14 protein-coding genes are annotated in these 19,105 nt (G+C 68.9%); 12 read left to right on the top strand and 2 right to left on the bottom strand.

What is annotated here, in order from left to right:
* Window positions 1-13: 13 nt before the first annotated feature.
* The 6 genes from HLA91_RS02595 to HLA91_RS02620 are packed head-to-tail and all read left to right on the top strand — an operon-like array spanning window position 14 to window position 6,832.
* On the top strand, window positions 14-2,026 hold the full coding sequence (locus HLA91_RS02595) for a hydantoinase B/oxoprolinase family protein (protein ID WP_239557020.1): 2,013 nt from the start codon (window positions 14-16) through the stop codon (window positions 2,024-2,026).
* A gap of 2 nt (window positions 2,027-2,028) precedes the next feature.
* Entirely contained in the window at window positions 2,029-2,985 is a 957-nt protein-coding gene (locus HLA91_RS02600; RefSeq protein WP_170273554.1) for a carbamate kinase, read from the top strand.
* Between the two features lie 34 nt (window positions 2,986-3,019).
* Window positions 3,020-3,685 carry an NTP transferase domain-containing protein gene (locus tag HLA91_RS02605; RefSeq protein ID WP_204514183.1) on the top strand — a complete coding sequence of 222 codons (666 nt, stop codon included), beginning with the start codon at window positions 3,020-3,022 and terminating at the stop codon, window positions 3,683-3,685.
* On the top strand, window positions 3,682-4,593 hold the full coding sequence (locus HLA91_RS02610) for an AAA family ATPase (RefSeq protein ID WP_165882501.1): 912 nt from the start codon (window positions 3,682-3,684) through the stop codon (window positions 4,591-4,593). The genes HLA91_RS02605 and HLA91_RS02610 overlap by 4 nt, the downstream gene beginning before the upstream one ends.
* Window positions 4,590-5,651, top strand: a complete 1,062-nt coding sequence (locus tag HLA91_RS02615) for a VWA domain-containing protein (RefSeq protein WP_165882502.1) — start codon at window positions 4,590-4,592, stop codon at window positions 5,649-5,651. Before HLA91_RS02610 ends, HLA91_RS02615 begins: the two co-directional genes overlap by 4 nt.
* A gap of 5 nt (window positions 5,652-5,656) precedes the next feature.
* Window positions 5,657-6,832 (top strand): XdhC family protein, encoded by a 1,176-nt coding sequence (locus HLA91_RS02620; RefSeq protein WP_165882503.1) that lies wholly within the window; start codon window positions 5,657-5,659, stop codon window positions 6,830-6,832.
* A gap of 64 nt (window positions 6,833-6,896) precedes the next feature.
* On the opposite strand, the gene HLA91_RS02625 is transcribed toward HLA91_RS02620, so the two are convergent.
* On the bottom strand, window positions 6,897-9,881 hold the full coding sequence (locus HLA91_RS02625) for a bifunctional FdrA/YlbE family protein (RefSeq protein ID WP_165882504.1): 2,985 nt from the start codon (window positions 9,879-9,881) through the stop codon (window positions 6,897-6,899).
* Entirely contained in the window at window positions 9,865-10,872 is a 1,008-nt protein-coding gene (locus HLA91_RS02630) for an oxamate carbamoyltransferase subunit AllH family protein (RefSeq protein WP_165882505.1), read from the bottom strand. The genes HLA91_RS02625 and HLA91_RS02630 overlap by 17 nt, the downstream gene beginning before the upstream one ends.
* 36 nt (window positions 10,873-10,908) lie before the next feature.
* On the opposite strand from HLA91_RS02630, the gene HLA91_RS02635 reads away from it, so the two are divergent.
* The 6 genes from HLA91_RS02635 to HLA91_RS02660 all read left to right on the top strand — a co-directional run bounded on the left by HLA91_RS02635 (window position 10,909) and on the right by HLA91_RS02660 (window position 19,044).
* Window positions 10,909-12,609 (top strand): PucR family transcriptional regulator, encoded by a 1,701-nt coding sequence (locus HLA91_RS02635; RefSeq protein ID WP_170273376.1) that lies wholly within the window; start codon window positions 10,909-10,911, stop codon window positions 12,607-12,609.
* A 161-nt stretch (window positions 12,610-12,770) separates the two neighbouring features.
* A complete protein-coding gene (locus HLA91_RS02640) occupies window positions 12,771-14,279 on the top strand; it encodes a uracil-xanthine permease family protein (protein WP_102161711.1) in 1,509 nt (502 codons plus the stop codon).
* The gene (locus HLA91_RS02645; protein WP_170273377.1) at window positions 14,276-15,172 is read left to right on the top strand and encodes an FAD binding domain-containing protein; all 897 of its coding nucleotides are present in this window, start codon (window positions 14,276-14,278) and stop codon (window positions 15,170-15,172) included. The genes HLA91_RS02640 and HLA91_RS02645 overlap by 4 nt, the downstream gene beginning before the upstream one ends.
* Window positions 15,173-15,290: 118 nt before the next feature.
* Complete coding sequence (locus HLA91_RS02650; RefSeq protein WP_259846414.1) at window positions 15,291-15,896, top strand: 2Fe-2S iron-sulfur cluster-binding protein; 606 nt, start codon at window positions 15,291-15,293, stop codon at window positions 15,894-15,896.
* Window positions 15,893-18,343, top strand: coding sequence for an aerobic carbon-monoxide dehydrogenase large subunit (gene cutA / locus HLA91_RS02655; RefSeq protein ID WP_170273378.1), 2,451 nt, complete (start codon window positions 15,893-15,895; stop codon window positions 18,341-18,343). Before HLA91_RS02650 ends, cutA begins: the two co-directional genes overlap by 4 nt.
* Window positions 18,340-19,044, top strand: a complete 705-nt coding sequence (locus HLA91_RS02660; protein ID WP_170273379.1) for an SRPBCC family protein — start codon at window positions 18,340-18,342, stop codon at window positions 19,042-19,044. Before cutA ends, HLA91_RS02660 begins: the two co-directional genes overlap by 4 nt.
* Window positions 19,045-19,105: the final 61 nt, after the last annotated feature.

A 19,105-nucleotide genomic window follows, 5' to 3' on the forward strand; every position in this document is an offset into this window, starting at 1 on the left:
AAGGAGACCAGATATGACGACAACCCCCACTGATTCCGGCTCGATGCTCTCGACCACTCCGCTGACCGGTGAGCAGCTCGAGGCCTACATCGCCGCCGAGCCGATCAACCCGGCCGGTCTGCCCCGGCCCTATGAGCACGGCGGACGTCTCACCCCGGAGGGCACCACCGTCGATCCGATCATCGTCGAAATCGTCGAAGGCACCCTCGCCAGTGTTGAGATGGAAGTCGAGACCGCGATCTCGCGGACCTCGCGTTCGCCGATGATCCGCGACGCCCACGACTTCCGCGCCGGCATCCACGACCGGCAGCTGCGCAAGCTCACCGGCCGGTCCTACTCCGCGCTCGTCCACCCGATCGTGCGCGACTTCCCGCTCGACACGATGGAGGAAGGCGATGTCTTCTTCCACAACGATGTCTACGAGTCCGAAGGCGGCATCGGCCACCTGCCCGACCTGTGCGTGACTGTGCCGGTCTTCCACGACGGCGAGGTGGTGTGCTTCGTGCAGGCCTTCGGCCACCATGACGACATCGGCGGTGCCTGCCCCGGCTCGATGCCCTCGGGTGCGACGAGCGTGCACGAAGAGGGACTCGCCGTCCCGCCGATCAAGCTGTGGTCCTGCGGTGAGCCCAACCGCGCTGCCCTGCGGATCATGACTCGCAACTCCCGCATGCCCGATTCGCTGGCCGCTGACCTCGACGCCGAATGCTCGGCCTGCCTCATGGGTGCGCGCCGGCTCGGGGAGCTCTTCTCCCGCTATGGCCGTGACACGATCGAAGCGGCCTTCGACACGATCCTCGACAACACCACCGAGCTGTACCGCCGGGAGATCCTGTCGAAGATCCCCGACGGCCAGTACGTGTGGGAGGACTACGCCGAGCACGACGGTGTCGAGGACCCGAAGCTGCACACCCAGCGGATCACCCTGACGAAGACCTCGACGGGTGGGCCGGGCGATGGCCCGAGGCTCATCCTCGACTTCACCGGCACCGCCGCTCAGGCGAGAGGACCGATCAACCACTGCGGCGACTACGTCGGCGGGAACTTCCTCAAAAAATGGCTCGCCCCGATCCTGCGCAACCTCGCCGACTCCCCGGAACGGATGGGCGAGCTCGACGTCAACGAGGGCATCGTCCCGCTCATCGAGATGCGCTTCCCGGAGAAGGGCACCCTGCTGACCCCGATCTACCCGGGTCCGACGAACGCCCGCACCTTCGTCATCCTGCGGCTGCTCGGCGTGCTCGCCGGGGTCGTCGCGAAGGCTGTCGACGGGAAGATGCCGGCAGACCAGGAGACGATCCGCTACACCGGTGTGTACGGCAAGGACCGCGACGGCAACGACTACCTCATGCGCGAGGTGCTCGGCGGCGGCTCGGGCGGCCGCTACTACGCCGACGGTGAGGACACCATCCACGTCGTGCCCGATTCCCGGAACCTGCCCACCGAATTCACCGAATCCCGGTTCCCCTTCCGCGTCGAGCGGCTCGGACTCGCCGTCGACTCCGGCGGCGCCGGACGCTACCGCGGTGGGCTGGGCTACGAGAAGCACATCCATATGCTCAAGGACGCGCACTTCATGTCGATCGCCGACCGGTCGATCCTCGCTTGCTGGGGCGTCAAGGGCGGCAAGGCCGGCCGGCCGTTCCAGGTCACCATCGACCCCGGCGGGCCGAACGAACGCGAGATCGACGCGCTCGCTGATGCCGAACCGGTCCGGGCAGGTGAGACGATCCGCATCCGCACCACCGGAGGCGGCGGCTGGGGCGACCCGCTCGACCGTCCCCTCGACGAGGTCGAACGCGACTTGCGGTGGGGCAAGGTCAGCATCGACGGGGCCCGCAGCGACTACGGCGTCATCGCCAGCGTCGACGACGGTGAGGTCACCATCGACACGGCGGCCTCGACGCAGCTGCGGCAGCAGATGCGCGAGAAGCGCACCGGTGAGGAGCCATTCTTCGACCGCGGACCCGGGTACGCGCGCCTGGCCGGCGACGGCAGCGACGCACCCGCTGTCGACTGGCTTTGAGCATGCGCGTGCTCATCGCCCTCGGCGGCAATGCGATGACCGCCCCCGACGGCTCATCCTCACCGGATGACCAGCGGGCGGCGATCGCGCAGGCCTGCGGGCACATCGCCGAGCTGTTGGCCGACGGCCACGAGGTCATCATCACCCACGGCAACGGCCCACAGGTCGGCAACATCCTGCGCAAGAACGAACTCGCCGCCGCAGAGCTGCCGCCGGTGTCGCTCGACTGGTGCGGCGCACAGACCCAGGGGACGATCGGGTTCACTATCGTCAACCGGCTCGAACAGGAGCTCACCACCCGGGGCATGCGCAGGCCAGTCGCCGCCGTCGTCACCCGCACGCGAGTCGACGGCGACGACCCGGCCTTCGCCGACCCGGTCAAGCCGATCGGCACCTACCGGGATGCCGCCCATGCCGAGCAGATGAGCCGGCACGGGCAGGTGTGGAAGGACTTCGGGGCCCGCGGCTGGCGGCGCGTTGTGCCCTCCCCGCGGCCGCTGGAGATCCTGGAGACCCCGACGATCGCCACGCTCGTCGCCGCCGGGTGGGTGGTCGTGGCCGCCGGCGGAGGCGGCATCCCGGTGGTGGCTGATGGATCGGGCTGGAACGGCGTCGAGGCTGTCATCGACAAGGACCTCTCCGCCGCCCGGCTGGCCGCCGACCTCGACGTCGACCGGCTCGTCATCGCCACCGACGTCGAGCACGCGATCATCGGCTACGGCACCGAGGACGAACAGCCGATCGGTGAGATCACCGCCGCGCAGATGCAGCGGCTCGCCGATGCCGGGCACTTCGCCTCCGGGTCGATGGGCCCGAAGGTCGAAGCAGTCGTCGACTTCGCCGCCTCCGGCCGCGGCGTCGGCATCATCACCGCGCTTGCCGCCGTGCCGGCGGCCATCGCCGGGAGAACCGCCACGCGGGTCACACCAGCCGCCGCCAGGGGAGCAGCCAGCTCCTAGACTGGAGACAGACTGCCAGGCTCAAGGAGGGATCGTGAGGCACGCACTCAACAGCGACATCGCGGGCATCGTGCTCGCCGCCGGTGCCGGTTCGCGCCTCGGTGTGCCCAAGGGTCTGCTGCGCACCGCCTGCGGGAAGCCGGTCGTGGCCAGCCTGTGCGACCAGCTGACGGCCGCTGGGCTTTCCGAGATCGTCGTCGTCACCGGTGCCGCCGCCGAGGCGGTCGCCGCCGGAGTGCCGGCAGGGGCCCGGGCCACCCACGCCCCGGACTGGCAGGACGGCCTGTCGGCCTCGCTGCGAGCCGGGCTGCGCGCTGTTGCCGATGCATCTGCCGACGAGCGTATCCGCGCTGTCGTCATCCTGCTCGCCGACGTCCCCGACATCACCGCGGCCGCCATCGAGGCCGTCATCGCCGCTGCCCGCGTGCAGAGCATCGAGACGAGCCTCGTGCGGGCGACGTTCGGCGAGCGTCCCGGCCACCCTGTCGTCATCGGATCGCAGCACTGGCAGCAGGTCATCGACACGGCCGCTGGGGACTCCGGCGCGAAGGCGGTCTTCGCCTCGGGAGCGGTGCGCGAAGTCGACTGCAGGCACCTGTGCGCCGGCATCGATATCGACACTCCCGGGCAGCTGCAGGCCGCCGGCCTGGAGCTGCCGGAGCTGCTGCCCGACGCATGCGCACGGGAGGAGAGCCGATGACGTCACCTGCGGACTGGCAGCAGCTGAGGGAGGCGCTCATGGACCACGGCTACCGGGCCGATGATGCGCTGGCGACGATCGCGTGGCTGTCCGGCAGGCTCGACCGGCCGCTGCTGTGCGAGGGCCCGCCCGGAGTCGGCAAGACGGCGCTGGCACACGCGTTGGCCGCCGTCCACGGCGGGCAGCTGTTCCGGCTGCAGTGCTACGAGGGCATCGACGCCGCCCAGGCGCTCTACGACTGGGACTTCCGCTCCCAGATCCTCTACCTGCGCACCCTGGAGGCCGCCCATGCCGCCGAAACGGCCGAAGCCGGGAAGCTCGAAGCCCAGCTGTACTCCGAGCGCTTCCTCCTCACTCGCCCGATCCTGGCTGCACTCACCGCCTCGGCCGAGGGGCAGCGGGCGGTGCTGCTCATCGACGAGATCGACCGAGCCGATGACGAGTTCGAAGCACTCCTGCTCGAAGTGCTCTCCGAATGGGCGCTGTCGATCCCCGAACTCGGCCGCATCGAGACCGCCCAGCCGCCGCTGGTCGTCATCACCTCCAACCGCACCCGCGAGATCCACGATGCGCTGCGCCGCCGCTGCCTCTACCACTGGTTCGACTTCCCCGACCGGGAAGCCGAACAGCAGATCCTCGCCCTCCACGTGTCCGAGGCGAACGAAGCGCTTGTGGCTGCGACCAGTGACTATGTGCGCGCGGTCCGGCACATGGCCCTCAATCGGCCGCCGGGCACTGCCGAGGCGATCGACTGGCTGCGCTCGCTCTTGGCACTCGGCGCCGTCGACCTCGACGCCGCGGCTGCTCACGCGACCCTTGGGGCGCTCATCAAGGACGCCGAGGACGCCGAACAGGTCCGCGCCCACGGGCCGATCATCGGCGGGGCACCACCGCGGAGACCGTCATGACGATGACCGCAGTGCTCACCGACTTCGCGCGCAGCCTCGCCCGCCACGGATATCCCGCCGACCCCGGCCGGCTGCACACCGCCGTCGCCGGACTCGGCGCACTCGGCACGATCGAACGGCGTCACGTCTACACCGTCACCCGCGCCGCCTGGTGCACCACCGCTGAGCAGTGGGCGGACTTCAGCGTCCACTTCGAGCGGTTCTTCTCACGCCACCCAGCCACCGCGTCCCCGCCGGACATCGAGGTCGAGGTCGAGGTGCCTGACGCGCTGCCCGGTGATGATGACACCGATACCGGCGACCCCGAACCACGGGCTTCCGCAGCCTCGAAGGCCGCAGTGCTGCGCGAGACCGACATCGCCGAACTCCTCGATTCCCAGGCCGCCGACGCCCGTGCCCAGCTCGCCCGGCTGCGCCTGAGCCCACCGCAGCGCCGCCGGCCGCGCTACCGGCGCGGGCGCGCCGACCGCCTGCACCTGCGGCAAGCCCTGCGCGAACTGCTCACCACCGGGGAGATCACGAGCCTGCCGGGACAGGAGCGCCGCGAGGTGCCCCGCCCGATCGTCATCGTCTTCGACGTCTCGGCAAGCATGCAGCCCTTCCACACCATGCAGCTGGCCTTCGCATCAGCCGCAGCCGAGGGCGGCCGGCACGTCAGCGTCTTCACCGCCGGCACCGAACTGACCGATATCACCGCAGGCGTGCGCACCATCCGGCCCGGTGCCCGCAGCGGACAGATCCCCGACCTCGGCGGCGGCACCCGGCTCGGTGAGACCCTCCAGCAGCTGATCAACCGGCACGCCGGCAGGCTGCGCGGGGCCACCCTCATCGTCATGTCCGACGGATGGGAAGACGGCGACACCGAGAAACTCACCGCAGCCGCAGTCCGTGCCAGCCGTTTGTGCACACGGTTCCTGTGGGTCAACCCGCGGGCCGGGCGAACCGGCTGGCAGCCTGAGATCCGCGGCATCCGCGCGATCCGCCCGCACGTCGACGCGCTGCTGCCCGGCACCACCATCGCCGACTACTTCCGGCTCGCCGCAGCCGTCGCGGGGTGAGCGGCATGCGCGACATCGCCTCCGATATCCTCGACCTGCTCACCGGTGACGAGCCCTTCGCTGTGTGCACGGTCATCCGCACGTGGTCCTCAGCACCCCGCCCGGCCGGAACTGCCATGGCGGTCACCGCCTCGGGACGGGCCATCGGGTCGCTGTCCGGCGGATGCGTCGAAGGGGCCGTGTACGCCGCCGCCCAGCTCACCATCGACGACGGCCAGCCGCGCCTGGGCCGCTACGGCGTCTCCGATGACGAGGCCTTCGCCGTCGGCCTGGCCTGCGGCGGCCGGCTCGACGTCCTCATCCGTCGCGTCGATCCGGCCGATCCTGCCGACACCGAGCCGCTGGCGGCCACATGCCGGCAGATCCTCCTCGATGAGCCGGCTGCCCTGCTCACCCGGATTCCGCTGGCCACCGACGATCTCGGCGAGCCGACAGGGATGGAATACGTGCTCGCCCCGCCGGCTGGCCGCTGGCTGGCGATCACCGCGCCTGAGGCGGATGCCCCGACCGTGACTGGTTCGCTCGGTGACGGACAGCTCGACTACTCCGTCGTCGACAGCGCCGTTGGGCTGTTAGCCGCCGGAACGACCCAGATCCGCGAGTACGGCGAGCACGGCGAACGCCTCGACAGCGACACTGCCGTGCTCATCAGCGCCTTCTCGCGCAAGCCGCGGATGCTCATCTTCGGAGCCATCGACTATGCGCGTGCGCTCGCGGCGGCAGCAAAGCTCGTCGGCTACCACGTCACCGTCTGCGATGCCCGGCCCGTCTTCGCCACCCCGGCGCGCTTCCCAGAGGCCGATGAGGTCGTCGTGTCCTGGCCGCATCGCTATCTGCAGGCCGAGCTCGATGCCGGCCGGGTCGAAGAGAGCACCGCGATCGCCGTGCTCACCCACGATCTGAAGTTCGACGTGCCGCTGCTGCAGGTCGCCCTCGGCTGCCCGGCGGCCTACGTCGGGGCGATGGGCAGCAGGCGCACGAACGATCGGCGCATCGCAGCGCTGCGCGATGCCGGACTGCCAGAAGAGCTCATCGACCGGCTCTATGCGCCCATCGGCCTCGACCTCGGCGCTCGCACCCCGGAGACGACCGCGATCTCGATCCTCGCTGAGATCACCCGGGAGCGGTGGCAGGCCAGCGGTGCGCCGCTGCGCGACACCACCGGCCCGATCCACTCCTGAGCGGCCCGATCCACTCCTGAGCGGCCGGCCGGCCCCAAGGCTCAGCCGGCCGCTCAGCTCGTGCTCACCGGCGCTCTGCCGCCTCGGCGAGGGCCGCCATCGCCGTCACGAACGCCTCCTCGGGTGGATTCACGAGGCCGGCGCCCACCTGCCCGACACCGGCGACCCGGCCGGCCATGCCGGTGTTGATCTGCGGCAGCACTCCGGTTCGGACCACGGCTGCGGCGTCGATGCCGGTGGGCACACCGCGGAACTCGAGGATCGGGATCTGGTGGGCAGGATGCTCACCGAGGGTGATCTCATACATCTTCTGCGTCGTCTCAAGTGCGAAGGCGACATCGGCGCCGACGAGCCGGACGATCGCCGGAGCCGCGGCCATCGCGAAGCCGCCGATGCCAGCGGTCTCTGTGATCGCCGAATCGCCGATGTCCGGGTTCGCATCCTCCGGTCCGAACGAGCCGAGGAACAGACCCTCGGGCATCTGCGCCGGCCCGGTGAACCACGCATCCCCGGTGCCGGAGAGCTGGATGCCGAACTCGGTGCCGTTGCGCGCCATCGTCACGACGAGCGAGGAACCGGGGACGTTCTTCGCAGCCGCACAGGCGAGCTTGCAGGTGGGCATGACGATGTTGAGGGCGAAGTAGTCGTTGGCGCCGAGGAAGCGCACCACCTCGGCGAGGTCCTCCTGCGGCCAGTCCTGTGCGAAGAGATGCGGCATGATGTCGCGCAGGAACAGCAGCGTGCCGGTGCGGTTGCGGTTGTGGCCCTCATCGCCGGACTGCAGCATCTGCGAGACATAGGACTTCGTGTCGAGCGGGCCGCTGCTCTCCAGCGCCTCGGCCAGGACGGGCCCGAGCACATCGCGCATCCAACGCAGCCGCGTGAGCACCTCCTCGCCGTTGGCGCCATAGCGCAGCACCTTGCCGAGCCCTTCGTTGAGGGAGCAGTAGGCGCGATTGCCGTGCACCGGGTCATGCAGCTCCATCATCCACATCGATGGGCTCACGACGCCGGCCATCGGCCCGACGGCTTCCCGACTGTGGCACGGCGCGAACGTGAACCGGCCAGAGGCCAACCCTTCCTCGGCCTCCTCAAGCGTTTCGACGAGCCCTTCGAACACGACAGCCCCAGCCAGGGCGCCGCGCATCGGTCCCGAGGCGTCCTCCCAGGCCAGCGGGGGACCGGCGTGGAGGAACTCGGTGTCAGCCAGGCCCAGGCACTCGCGGGCCGGACGGACGGCGACGAGCTCGGCACCTGCGGCGAGCATCCGCTCGATCGCCGTGCGGTTGGCGTCGGCGCGGCGCGGATCGGCCATGACCGCCTGCACCGCGGCAGCGCTGCCGAGCGCGGGCCGCCAATCGACCTCGGTGACGGCGACCGCCTGCGCCTGCAGCTCCTGGGCGAACAGCGACAGCCCGGCCGTCACCACGACCGGCTCGGCCTCCAGGAGACCGCGCAGCGACGCGCCATCAGCAGCCGTGGTCGACGCGCCGGTCTGCACGCCGGCCTGCGCGTCGGTCTGCACGCCGGACTCAGGCCTCAGCGCGGCATCCGGGGATGCAGCGTGCCCGAGGTGGGCCAGGGCTCGGCGCGTCGCGGCAGCATTCGAGGCGAACACCTCGGCACCGGCTGCGGTGAGCGCCTCGACACTGGCGGAGAGTCCCTGCGGATCCTCCTCGGTGCCGACGAGGGAGACGACGACCGGCAGCCGGTGGCCGTGCTCCTCCTGCGCACGTGCGCGCACCCGTTCGATCGCTGCGGCCAGCGGCTCGACCGGTGCTGCGTGGGCGCCGTAGCCGAGCACGAGGTCGAGCAGCACGACGCCAGCGCCGGCACCGGTGCGCTCAAGGGCGTCGAGTCGCAGGCTCGGGTCGATCATCGGATGGGCACGCCCTGCGGTCATCTCGTCATCACCGAAGTCGATGACGAACGACCCGCTCTCCGGCACTCTGCCGCCGCTGAGCTGCTCAGCCCCAGCAAGTGGGATGTTCGAGGGCACCGGCCCGAGCGCCTGGCAGGCGATGAGCATCGCCTCATCAGCCAGAGTGCCGCCGCAGAAGTAGCCGCGCAGATCCCCGCCCGCAGCCGGCTGCTCCGAGGTCTCCGGCAGCCATGACGGCCACTCAGGTGCCATCCCGCCGGCAGCGCGCAGCGCCGCTTCGACCGCGGCTGTCAGATCCGGCCGGCCTGAGCCGAGCACCGCCCACGTCACCCCGACGCCGAGCTCACCGGCCAGCGCTGCGACCTCGTCGACGACACCGGCATCGGCTGGCTTCGAGACGATGATGACGTGCTCGGTGGCTTCATCAGCCGCCAGCGCCCGCAGCGCCTGCTTCGTCGACCGGCCGCCGACCGCCGCGCTCATGTCCCGGCCGCCGGTGCCCAGCACATGACTGACGCCCTCGCCAGCGGCGCTGAGCAGCGTCATGACCTGCTGGGCGCCGGTGCCGGAGGCTGCGACGATGCCGAACCGGCCCGGCGGCACCCGATTGGCGAAGCCGAGCGCAGCCTGGGAGACGACCGCTGTGCCGCAGTCAGGGCCCATGACGATGACATCTGCTGTAGCCGCTGCATCCTTGAGCAGCACCTCGGATTCGACAGGCACATTGTCAGAGAACAGCATGACCGAACACCCGGCGGCGATCGCATCAAGTGCCTCTGTCGTCGCGTGCTCACCGGGCACGGAGATGAGAGCGAGGTTCGCCTCGGTTCTCCGCGTTGCCGAGCCCACGGTCAGCGCCGGGCTCTCGCCACCGGTGCTGAGCTCGCCGCCGGTGGAGCGCAGGGCAGCCAGCTGCACGTCGAGTTCGGTCAACGCGGCCTTCAGCACCTCTGCGTCAGCACACCGCAGAGCGATGACGAGGTCGTTCGGGCTCACCGCTGGGTCGATGTCGAAGTCGAGGCTGCGCATGAGGTCGAGGTTGAGCTCCGTGCCCATCCCGATGAGCGCGTCGGAGACGCCGTCGAGGTCCTTCACGCGGGCAGAGGCCTGCATGAGGCTGACGGAGTCGAAGTAGACACCGGATCGGATGTCAACGTGAGACAGCACAGTCTTCTCCTTCTGTCGGGTCCGGCGTTCCACCGGCGGAGTGAGATGAGGGTTGGGAAAGCGCGCGGCATGTCGCCACGACACCGGCGCCGAGGTCGTAGCCGGACGTGTGCCCGATCGCACCGAGATGTTCGGCGAAGGCGGGAAGGTCACCTGCTTGGGCGGCGCCCAGCGCCCTGGTCACCGCTGTCGTGCACCAGCCGTCGAGGGCTGCTTCGAGCAGTGAGGCGGAGATCGCCGTTGTGGCGGCCAGCTGTGGTGTGAGCGCTGCCCGCAGCTGGGCGAGTGCGCGCCACGCTGACTGCCAGCGCAGGGCCAGCGCGATGCCGGAGAGCACATCATCGCCCGAGGGGGTGAGTCCGGGACCGCGGCCGATCAGCGCCGCGACGCGCTCAGCGAGAGCTTCGTCGCCCCGGCCGCAGCCAGACGCAGCGCCCCGGCTGCAGCTCAGCGCGGTCGCAACGATGTCCTCAGCGCTGGCTTCAGCATCGGCGATCCCCGGCTGCAGCACGGCACGGACGGCACCTGGATCGAGTGCCCTCCCACGGTGTTCGGTCGAATGCTCATCGGGGTGCCATCGGCCGATGCCCAGACCGGGGACCCTGCTGATGCGCTGCGGTCGCCACATGCGCCTGATCTGCAGCTGAGCTGCCGGCAGCAGCAGCCGGTCAGGTTCGGCCGCGACGCGATCGCCGGTCCTCACGCCGGTGGTGAGGACATCGGCTGGAACATGCGCGCGGATGGCCGTCGGCAGATCGTAGGCACCCAACCCGATCACCGGGATGACGAGCGTGCGCTGCCCGGAAGGCACTGTGACGTCGGTGGGTGCCGTGACGTCGGTGGGTGCCGTGACGTCGGCGGGCGCTGTGAGGTACAGGCCAGCCGCATGGACACCGGCGACCGTCCATGCACGCCCAGGTGCGGCCAGCGGCGGCGTCACAGGGGACTTCGCCGCTGGCACGACAACCGGATCCGCGGATATGACGTGCATCTCACAAGCGTAGGGCTGACTGCTAGGGTGGGGGACATGGCAAATGCCGATAATCATGAATCTCTGACTCGGCAGAATCTGCCAGTCAGCGGAGGTGATGTCACCGTCCGCGACGTCCTCGACCTGCCCTCCCTCTCCGGCACCCGCGTGCTGGCCGGCGCCGACGGTCTCGACCGCATCGTCTCTCGCGTCAACGTCATGGAAGTCCCCGACATCCTGCCGTGGGTGCGTGCCCAGGAGCTGCTCATCACCACGGGCTACCCGCTTCAGGGGCAGCAGTTCGACCTCGGTGAGCTCGTGCGCCAGTTCGCCGACCGCCAGCTGGCAGGCGTCGGCGTCAAACCCGGCCGCTATCTCCATGAGATCCCCGGCGAGGTGCTTACCGCAGCGGATTCCGCAGGACTGCCGATCCTGCTGCTGCCCCACGGGGTCGGCTTCGACGAGATCATCCACGAGGTGCTCGGCACGGTGCTCGCCCGTCGTGAACAGGACTTGCAGCAGGCCGAGCAGATCCTTCACGAACTCGTCACCATCGTCGTCACCGGCGGAGAGCTCGATGAGGTCTGCAGTCGCATCGCCAGTCATGTCAAAGGCACTGTCGCCGTGACGACGATGGACGGCCGGGTGACCGCGGTGGCCGGGCAGCTGCCGCTGGCAGAGCTCCAGCAGCTGACCTGCTTCGATGTCGCCGGCCGTTTCCGGGTCGAGCAGACCCGGGTCGGTGAGGTGCAGAAAGCCAACGGGATCTGCAGTCTGGCGGTGCGGATCCGCGGCGGGACCCGCGACCTCGGCCGCCTCGTCCTCTTCACCGACCATCCGATGAGCCACAGCCAGCAGCACGTCGTCGACCAGGCCTCTGCAGCCGCCGCCCTCGTGCTCACGAAGATGCACGCGATCTCGGCTGTTGAGAGCAAGTACAAGGCTGACTTCGTCCACGATGTGCTGCGCGGCCGCATCGTGGCAGCCGACCGGATCCTGTCGCATGCGACCTCGCTGGGCTGGGACTTGGACCGTGAACTCGTGGTCGTCGTCGCCGAGTACGACGACACCGGCGAGCCTATCGAGACGATGGAGAAGCAGTCCCTGCAGGAGCGCTTCGCCCGCGCCTGGACCTCGGCGGTCACCCAGGGCGACGCCGAGGCGGTGGTCGTCGGGGCAGGGGATGAGGTCACTGTCATCGCCGGTGTGACACCAGAGGAATCCGTTGAACGCACCACCGCCCGCGTCGAACGTTGGGTCGGCGACGTGCACGGCGTCGGCGGTGGCGGCCGGCTGACCTTCTCTACCGGCATCGGTCGCACAGCGGCGGATCTCCACGCTCTGCCGGCCGCCTACCAGGAAGCGCGCAAGGCCGTGGAGGTCGGCCGCAGGCTCTACGGCGAGCAGGCGATCAGCCACTTCGATGCCCTCGGCGTCTTCCGGCTGCTGTCGCTCATCGACGATGAGGAGGAAGTGCGGGCCTTCATCTCCGACACCCTCGGGGTGCTCGCCGACCGGAGCGCCTCCTCCGCCGACCTGCGCGAGACCCTGCGGGTGCTGCTGGACAAGAACCTCAACGTCGCTGAGACCGCCCGTGAGATGCACTTCCACTACAACTCGCTGCGCTACCGGATCAGCAAACTCGAGCGCATCCTCGGGCCCTTCATGACCGATGCGCGGCGGCGGCTGGCCATCCATCTGGCACTGCAGGCGATGTACCTCACGGACCTCACGGACGGAAAGCGCACACACCGCTGATGAGCGATCCACCGCCAGATCGCAATGTGCGGGCGAAACTACCCAAACCAGCACGGACGTGTTTGGCATAACTTGACGTGACGCGCACCTCGTTGTGTCCCTACGGTTGACACATGCCGTTACGGCTATGACAGTTCGAAAGCCGACTGGTTGGGGGAGCAATGAGTTTCGGATGGACACTGCACGGTGACGGGAAGAGTCCTGCACCGGGCAAGGCGGTAGCCCCTCATGAGCGCCTGACCTGGCCGCGCACGGTCGGACTCGGCGTTCAGCACGTCGTGGCGATGTTCGGCGCAACGTTCGTTTTTCCCGTCGTCATGGGCCTGAATCCCCAGCTGGCGGTCATGATGAGCGGTGTCGCCACCATCATCTTCCTGCTCATGGTCAACGGCAAGGTTCCCAGCTATCTCGGCACCTCCGCCGCTTTCGTCGGCGGCGTCGCGGCTGTCACCGCCCAAGGCGGCACACCCCAGCAGGTGACCGGCGCGATCATGATCGCCGGCCTCGTCCTGGCCGCCTGCGGCATCTTCATCCACTTCATGGGCGCTGCTGTGCTGACGAAGATCATGCCGCCGGTGGTCACCGGTGCGGTCGTCATGCTCATCGGTTTCAACCTCGCCCCGGTCGTCGCGAACGTGTACTGGCCGCAGGACCAGTGGATCGCCTTCATCGTCATGTTCGTCATCATCGTCATGTCGGTGGCTCTGCGCGGATTCCTCGGCCGCATCGCCGTCTTTCTCGGCCTGGCTTTCGGGTATGTGCTGTCCTGGATCTTCGATTTGGCCTTCGGTCCGATCACGGCCTTCAACGCCGCCACCGGAGAGGTCGACACCCATATGCGCGTCGACTGGTCCGGCGTCCTCGACGCCCCGTGGTTCGGTCTGCCGCCAGTCACTGACAGCGCCGCCGGGGTCGTCGGCATGCACCTGCCGGAGTTCAACGCCGCCTTCATCATCCTCATGCTCCCGGCTGTCATCGCGCTCATCGCCGAGAACGTCGGTCACGTCAAGGCTGTGGAGGAGATGACGAAGACCCCGCTGGACAAGTACATGGGCCGGGCGCTGACCGCCGACGGTGTCGCTACCGCCGTGGCCACCTCGGTCGGAGGCTCACCGACGACGACCTACGCTGAGAACATCGGCGTCATGGCCTCCACCCGCGTCTACTCGACAGCGGCCTACTACGTTGCCGCGCTGGTGGCGATCGTCTTCGGCCTTTCACCGAAGTTCGGCGCGCTCATCTCCGCGGCGCCTGGTGGCGTGCTCGCCGGCATCACCGTCGTGCTCTACGGCATGATCGGACTGCTCGGCGCCAAGATCTGGACGGAGAACAAAGTCGACTTCTCCAATCCGCTCAACATGGTCCCGGTGGCCGCTGGCATCATCATCGCCATCGGCGACATCGGACTGAAAGTGACCGAGACGTTCACCCTGGCTGGCATCGCATTGGGTACGATCGTCGTTCTGGTGATGTACCACTTCTGCCGGATCATCGCCCCCGCAGAGCTGCGGGAGGCGGCTGACAGCGCAGGAGGCGCACTCATCACCGTCGGCGAACCCGGATTGCACAATCTCGAAGAGCTCGGTCTCGAGGACGACCACGGCCGGCGACGCCGTGGCGGCCGGACTGCCGACCACGATCCACACAGACCGGAGGACATCAGGGAATGAAGCCAGCGGCTTTCGCCTACAACCGCGCAGCATCAGTCGACCACTGCCTCGAACTGCTGACTCAGCACGGGGCCGACGCGAAGCTGCTGGCAGGCGGCCAGAGCCTCATCCCGGTGCTGAACATGCGCCTGGCCGCCCCCGCTCACCTCATCGACATCTCCAGGCTGAGCGAGCTGGGCTCCATCGAGGTCACCGATTCCTGCGTGCGCGTCGGCGCTGCGGTCACACACGCGGAACTCGAAGCCGATGACCACGCCTATGCCGCGCTGCCGATCCTGCGTCAGGCGCTGGTCAATGTCGCGCATCCGGCGATCCGCAATCGCGGCACCACCGTCGGCTCGATCGCCCATGCCGATCCGAACGGAGAGATGCCGGCCGTCCTCGCCCTCACCGGCGGCACTGCGCACGCAGTCTCGTCATCCGGGTCCCGGCAGATCGACGCAGCTGAGCTCTTCATCGGCCCGCTGGAGACCTGCTTGGAAACCGATGAGCTCATCACCCATGTCGACTTCCACCGGTTCCCGCCCGGCACCCGCACCGGCTTCACCGAACTCGCCCGTCGTTCAGGCGACTACGCTCTCGCCGGGGTGGCCATGGCGCTGACTGCCGAGGAATCCACGATCACCGGGCTCCGCCTGTCCTTCGTCTCCGTCACCGACCTGCCAGAGGTTCTCGACATGAGCGAGCGGGTCACCGGGATGGAGCTGAGGGCCACCACTGACCTGTGCGCGGCCGTGACCGAGGCGGTCGAGGCAACCATCGACCCAGCCGGCGACATCCACGCCACCGCCGACTACCGCCGCCACATCACCAAGGTCATGGCCCGCAGACTGGCCGTCGAGCTCAGCTGTCGGCCACCGCAGCCGCCGACGGCAGGCCAACCGGACAGGTGACGGGCAGTCCAACCGGACTGGTGACGGGCAGGCCAACCGGACTGGTGACGGCAGGTGGCGGCAGCGACCGCAACGACGAAAATGACACAGACATCGGCTGAGAGAAGGAGCGAAACACGTGAGCAGCCTGGCACACGCTGAGGGAACCGAGCCGGAACCGCACCGCACCGTGCGGCTGATGGTCAACGGCACAGCGCACGAGATCTCCGTCGCCGACCGCCGGCTGCTCTCCGACGCCCTGCGCCACGATATCGGGCTGACTGGTACCCACGTCGGCTGCGAACACGGAGTGTGCGGCGCCTGCACCATCCAGGTCGACGGCAAGCCGATGCGCTCCTGCCTCATGCTCGCTGTCGCCGCCGAAGGCAGCGACCTCCGCACCGTCGAAGGCATCGGCAATGACCCCGAGCGCCCTTCCGATGTGCAGCAGGCGTTCATCGACTGCCACGGCCTGCAGTGCGGCTTCTGCACTCCTGGGTTCATCACCACGATCGACGCGTTCATCGAGGAGAACCCCGACCCCACACCCGAGGAGGCCCGCGAGGCGATCTCCGGGAACCTGTGCCGCTGCACCGGCTACCAGAACATCGTCGCCTCCGTGCTGCGGGCAGCCGAACTGCGCAGGACCGGATCCGTTCCCGAGGCGGCCGCCGCCTCGGGTGCGGGCGACAGGGAATCCGGCGCGGACGGGGCACCCGGCTCGGACGGGGAAGGACAGCGATGACGACACGGATGTTCGGGCAGAAGATCGCCCGCAAGGAGGACCCGCGGTTGGTGACCGGCAACGGCTCCTATGTCGATGACCTGTCCTCGCCCCACACGCTGGCCGCGGCGTTCGTGCGCAGTCCGCACGCCCATGCGAAGATCCTCGACATCGACGTCTCCGGCGCCCTCGACATCGACGGCGTGTACGCCGTGTGGACGCACGAAGACCTGCCCGGCGCAGCCGGTGAGCGGCTGCCGATGCTGCTGCCGCACCCCTCACTCATCGCGCCGAAGACCGGGTACGCGCTCGCCAAGGACGACGTCAACCACGTCGGAGAGCCGATCGCCATGGTCATCGCCGCCAACCGCTACATCGCCGAAGACGCCGCCAGCGCCGTGCACGTCGACTACGAGTACCTGCCTGCCGTCGTCGGGGTCGCGACCTCGCGCGAGGCCGAGCACGCTGTGCATGCCGATGTCGCCGACAACATCGCCGCTCACAGCATCGACGAGGTCGGCGCGGTGGACGAGGCGATGGCCGGTGCCCCACATGTGCTCGAGATCGACCTCGACATCGAGCGCAGCGCCTGCATGCCGATGGAGGGCAAGGGCGTGCTCGCCCGCTGGAACCGCCACGATGAGAGCATGATCGTGTACTCCTCGACGCAGACTTCGACCGGACTGCGCGCGGCACTGGCAGCGAAGCTGGAGATGCCGCTGACGAAGATGGAGGTCATCACCCCCGATGTGGGCGGAGGATTCGGCGTCAAGATCAACCACCCCTGGCCCGAAGAGGTCTGCGTGGCAGCCGCCGCCCGGGCACTGGACCGGGAGATCGCCTGGACCGAGGACCGGCGCGAGCACTTCATCTCCTCCGCCCATGAGCGCCAGCAGCTCCAGCAGGTGCGCATCGGCTTCGACGACGAGGGCAAGATCCACGCCCTCGACGTGAAGTTCTGGCACGACAACGGCGCCTACCTGCCCTACGGGGTGATCCCGCCGCTCAACACCGCCACCCACGTGCTCGGGCCGTATGTCGTCCGCAACTACCGCTGCGAATGGTGGTCGCTGTACACCAACACCGTCATCGTCACCCCCTACCGCGGGGCCGGGCGCCCACAGGGCGTGTACATGATGGAACGGGCGATGGACGCGGTCGCCGATGCGCTCGGCCGCGACCGCACCGAGGTGCGCGAGGCCAACTTCGTGCGCGAGTTCCCGCATCCGATCGGCCTCGTCCTGCAGGACGGGCGCGAGGGCATCTACGACTCCGGTGACTTCCCGACCTCGATGGCCAAGCTCAAAGAGCTCATCGGCTGGGACGACTTCGCTGCCTACCGTGCGAAAGCCGCCGCCGAGGGCCGGCGGGTCGGCATCGGCGTGGCCTGCTATGTCGAAGGCACCGGCGCCGGGCCGTATGAGGGCGGGCACATCGAAGTCGAAACCTCCGGGCAGGTCAACGTGTGGACCGGCCTGACCACTCAGGGGCAGGCACACGCGACCGTGTTCGCCCAGATCGTCGCCGATGAGCTCGGAGTGCCGATCGACCGGGTCAACGTCGTCACCGGTGATACCCGCAAGACCCCCTACTCGGTGGGCACCTGGGGTTCGCGCGGGGCGGTCATGAGCGGCAACGCCGTGCACCTGACGGCGAAGAAGCTCAAGCAGAAGGCACTGACGATCGCCGGGCGCTCACTCGAAGTCGACCCGGCCGACCTGGAGATCGTCGACGGGATCGTGCAGGTCAAAGGCGATCCCTCAGCCTCGATTCCGCTCGAGGTCATCTCGGTGATGTCGAACCCGCTGCGCTACGCCTTCGACGACGCTGCCAAGGCCGCCACCCAGTTCGGGATGCCATCCGATGAGTCGAAGCCGCCGATGCTGCCTGGTGAGTCACCGGGACTGGAGGAGCGGGACTTCTTCTCCCCGCAGCGGACCACCTTCGCCTCCGGCATGCACGCCGCGATCGTCGAGACCGACCCGGAAACCGCCGACATCACGGTGCTGCGCTACTGCGTCGTCCACGACTGCGGCAAGATGATCAACCCGCTCGTCGTCGAAGGACAGGTGCTCGGCGGCGTCGCGCAGGGGATCGCCGGGGCACTGTACGAGAAAATGGCCTACGACGAGACCGGCCAGCTGCTCAACGCCTCCTTCATGGACTTCCTTATGCCGTTCGCCAGCGAGATCCCGCCTGTCGAAACCGACCACCTGGAGACCCCGAGCCCGCTCAACCCCCTCGGCATCAAGGGCGCCGGTGAGGCCGGGACGATCCCCGGTGCCTCGGTCATCGCCTCGGCGATCGAAGACGCTGAAGGCTTCCCCATCACCCGCATGCCGATCTCCCCATCAGAGCTGTGGGAGCTGCGTGAGAAGCATGCCGCCGGCCAGTGGCCGTCCCTCCAGCATCCGGCCTGCGTGCCGGAGACCGACACCGCACGAGCAGAAGAAAAGGTGACCCGATGAAGATCTCCTCGACCGCCACGATGAACGCCGACCCGCAGACAGCCTGGGACGCCTTCCACAATGAGAAGATTCTCGCGGCCACCATCCCCGGCGTGGAGTCCTTCAGCGATGAAGGCGGCGGGAAGTATGCGGTCGTCGTGACGATGGGGGTCGCGGCGATCAAGGGCACCTACAACGGCACCGTCGTCTTCTCCGAAGAGCGTGAGCCCGAATCCTTCGTGCTCACCGTCAACGGGGCCGGGGGACCGGGCACCATCGGCGCCGAGGTCGCGGTGCAGCTCAGCGCCGCCGAAGACGGGGGCAGCACCGTGACCTGGGAGGCCGATGCGATCCTCGGCGGGCCGATCGGCGGGGTCGGGCAGCGGATGCTCGGCGGTGTCGCCAAGCGGATCGCGACGAAGTTCTTCGCCGATATCGACAGGGCGATCGCCGAGGGCGTGCCGGAAGCCGGCGAGCAGGCCGCACCCGGTGCACAGGCCGGCGCACCGGCAGCAGCCAACTCCCGCTCACTGTCGGACACAGGACTCGTGACAGCACCGGGGTCCGAGGGCTCAGCAATCAGCGGCGCCGCCGGGCACGCACCGGCGGCAGCCGGGGCGTGCAGCCCGGGGACCGGCGGCTTCCTCACCGGCATGGCCGCCGGTGCCGGTATCGCGCTGCTCGGTGTTGTCGTCGGAGCGATCATCAGCGGCCGGCGCTGATCATCGCGGGTGAGGCGGCTCACAGCAGAACCACCGGGCGGGGCTGCCCATGACTAGACTG

The organism is Brevibacterium luteolum (genome assembly GCF_013004595.1).
In the GTDB taxonomy this organism is placed as follows: domain Bacteria; phylum Actinomycetota; class Actinomycetes; order Actinomycetales; family Brevibacteriaceae; genus Brevibacterium; species Brevibacterium luteolum.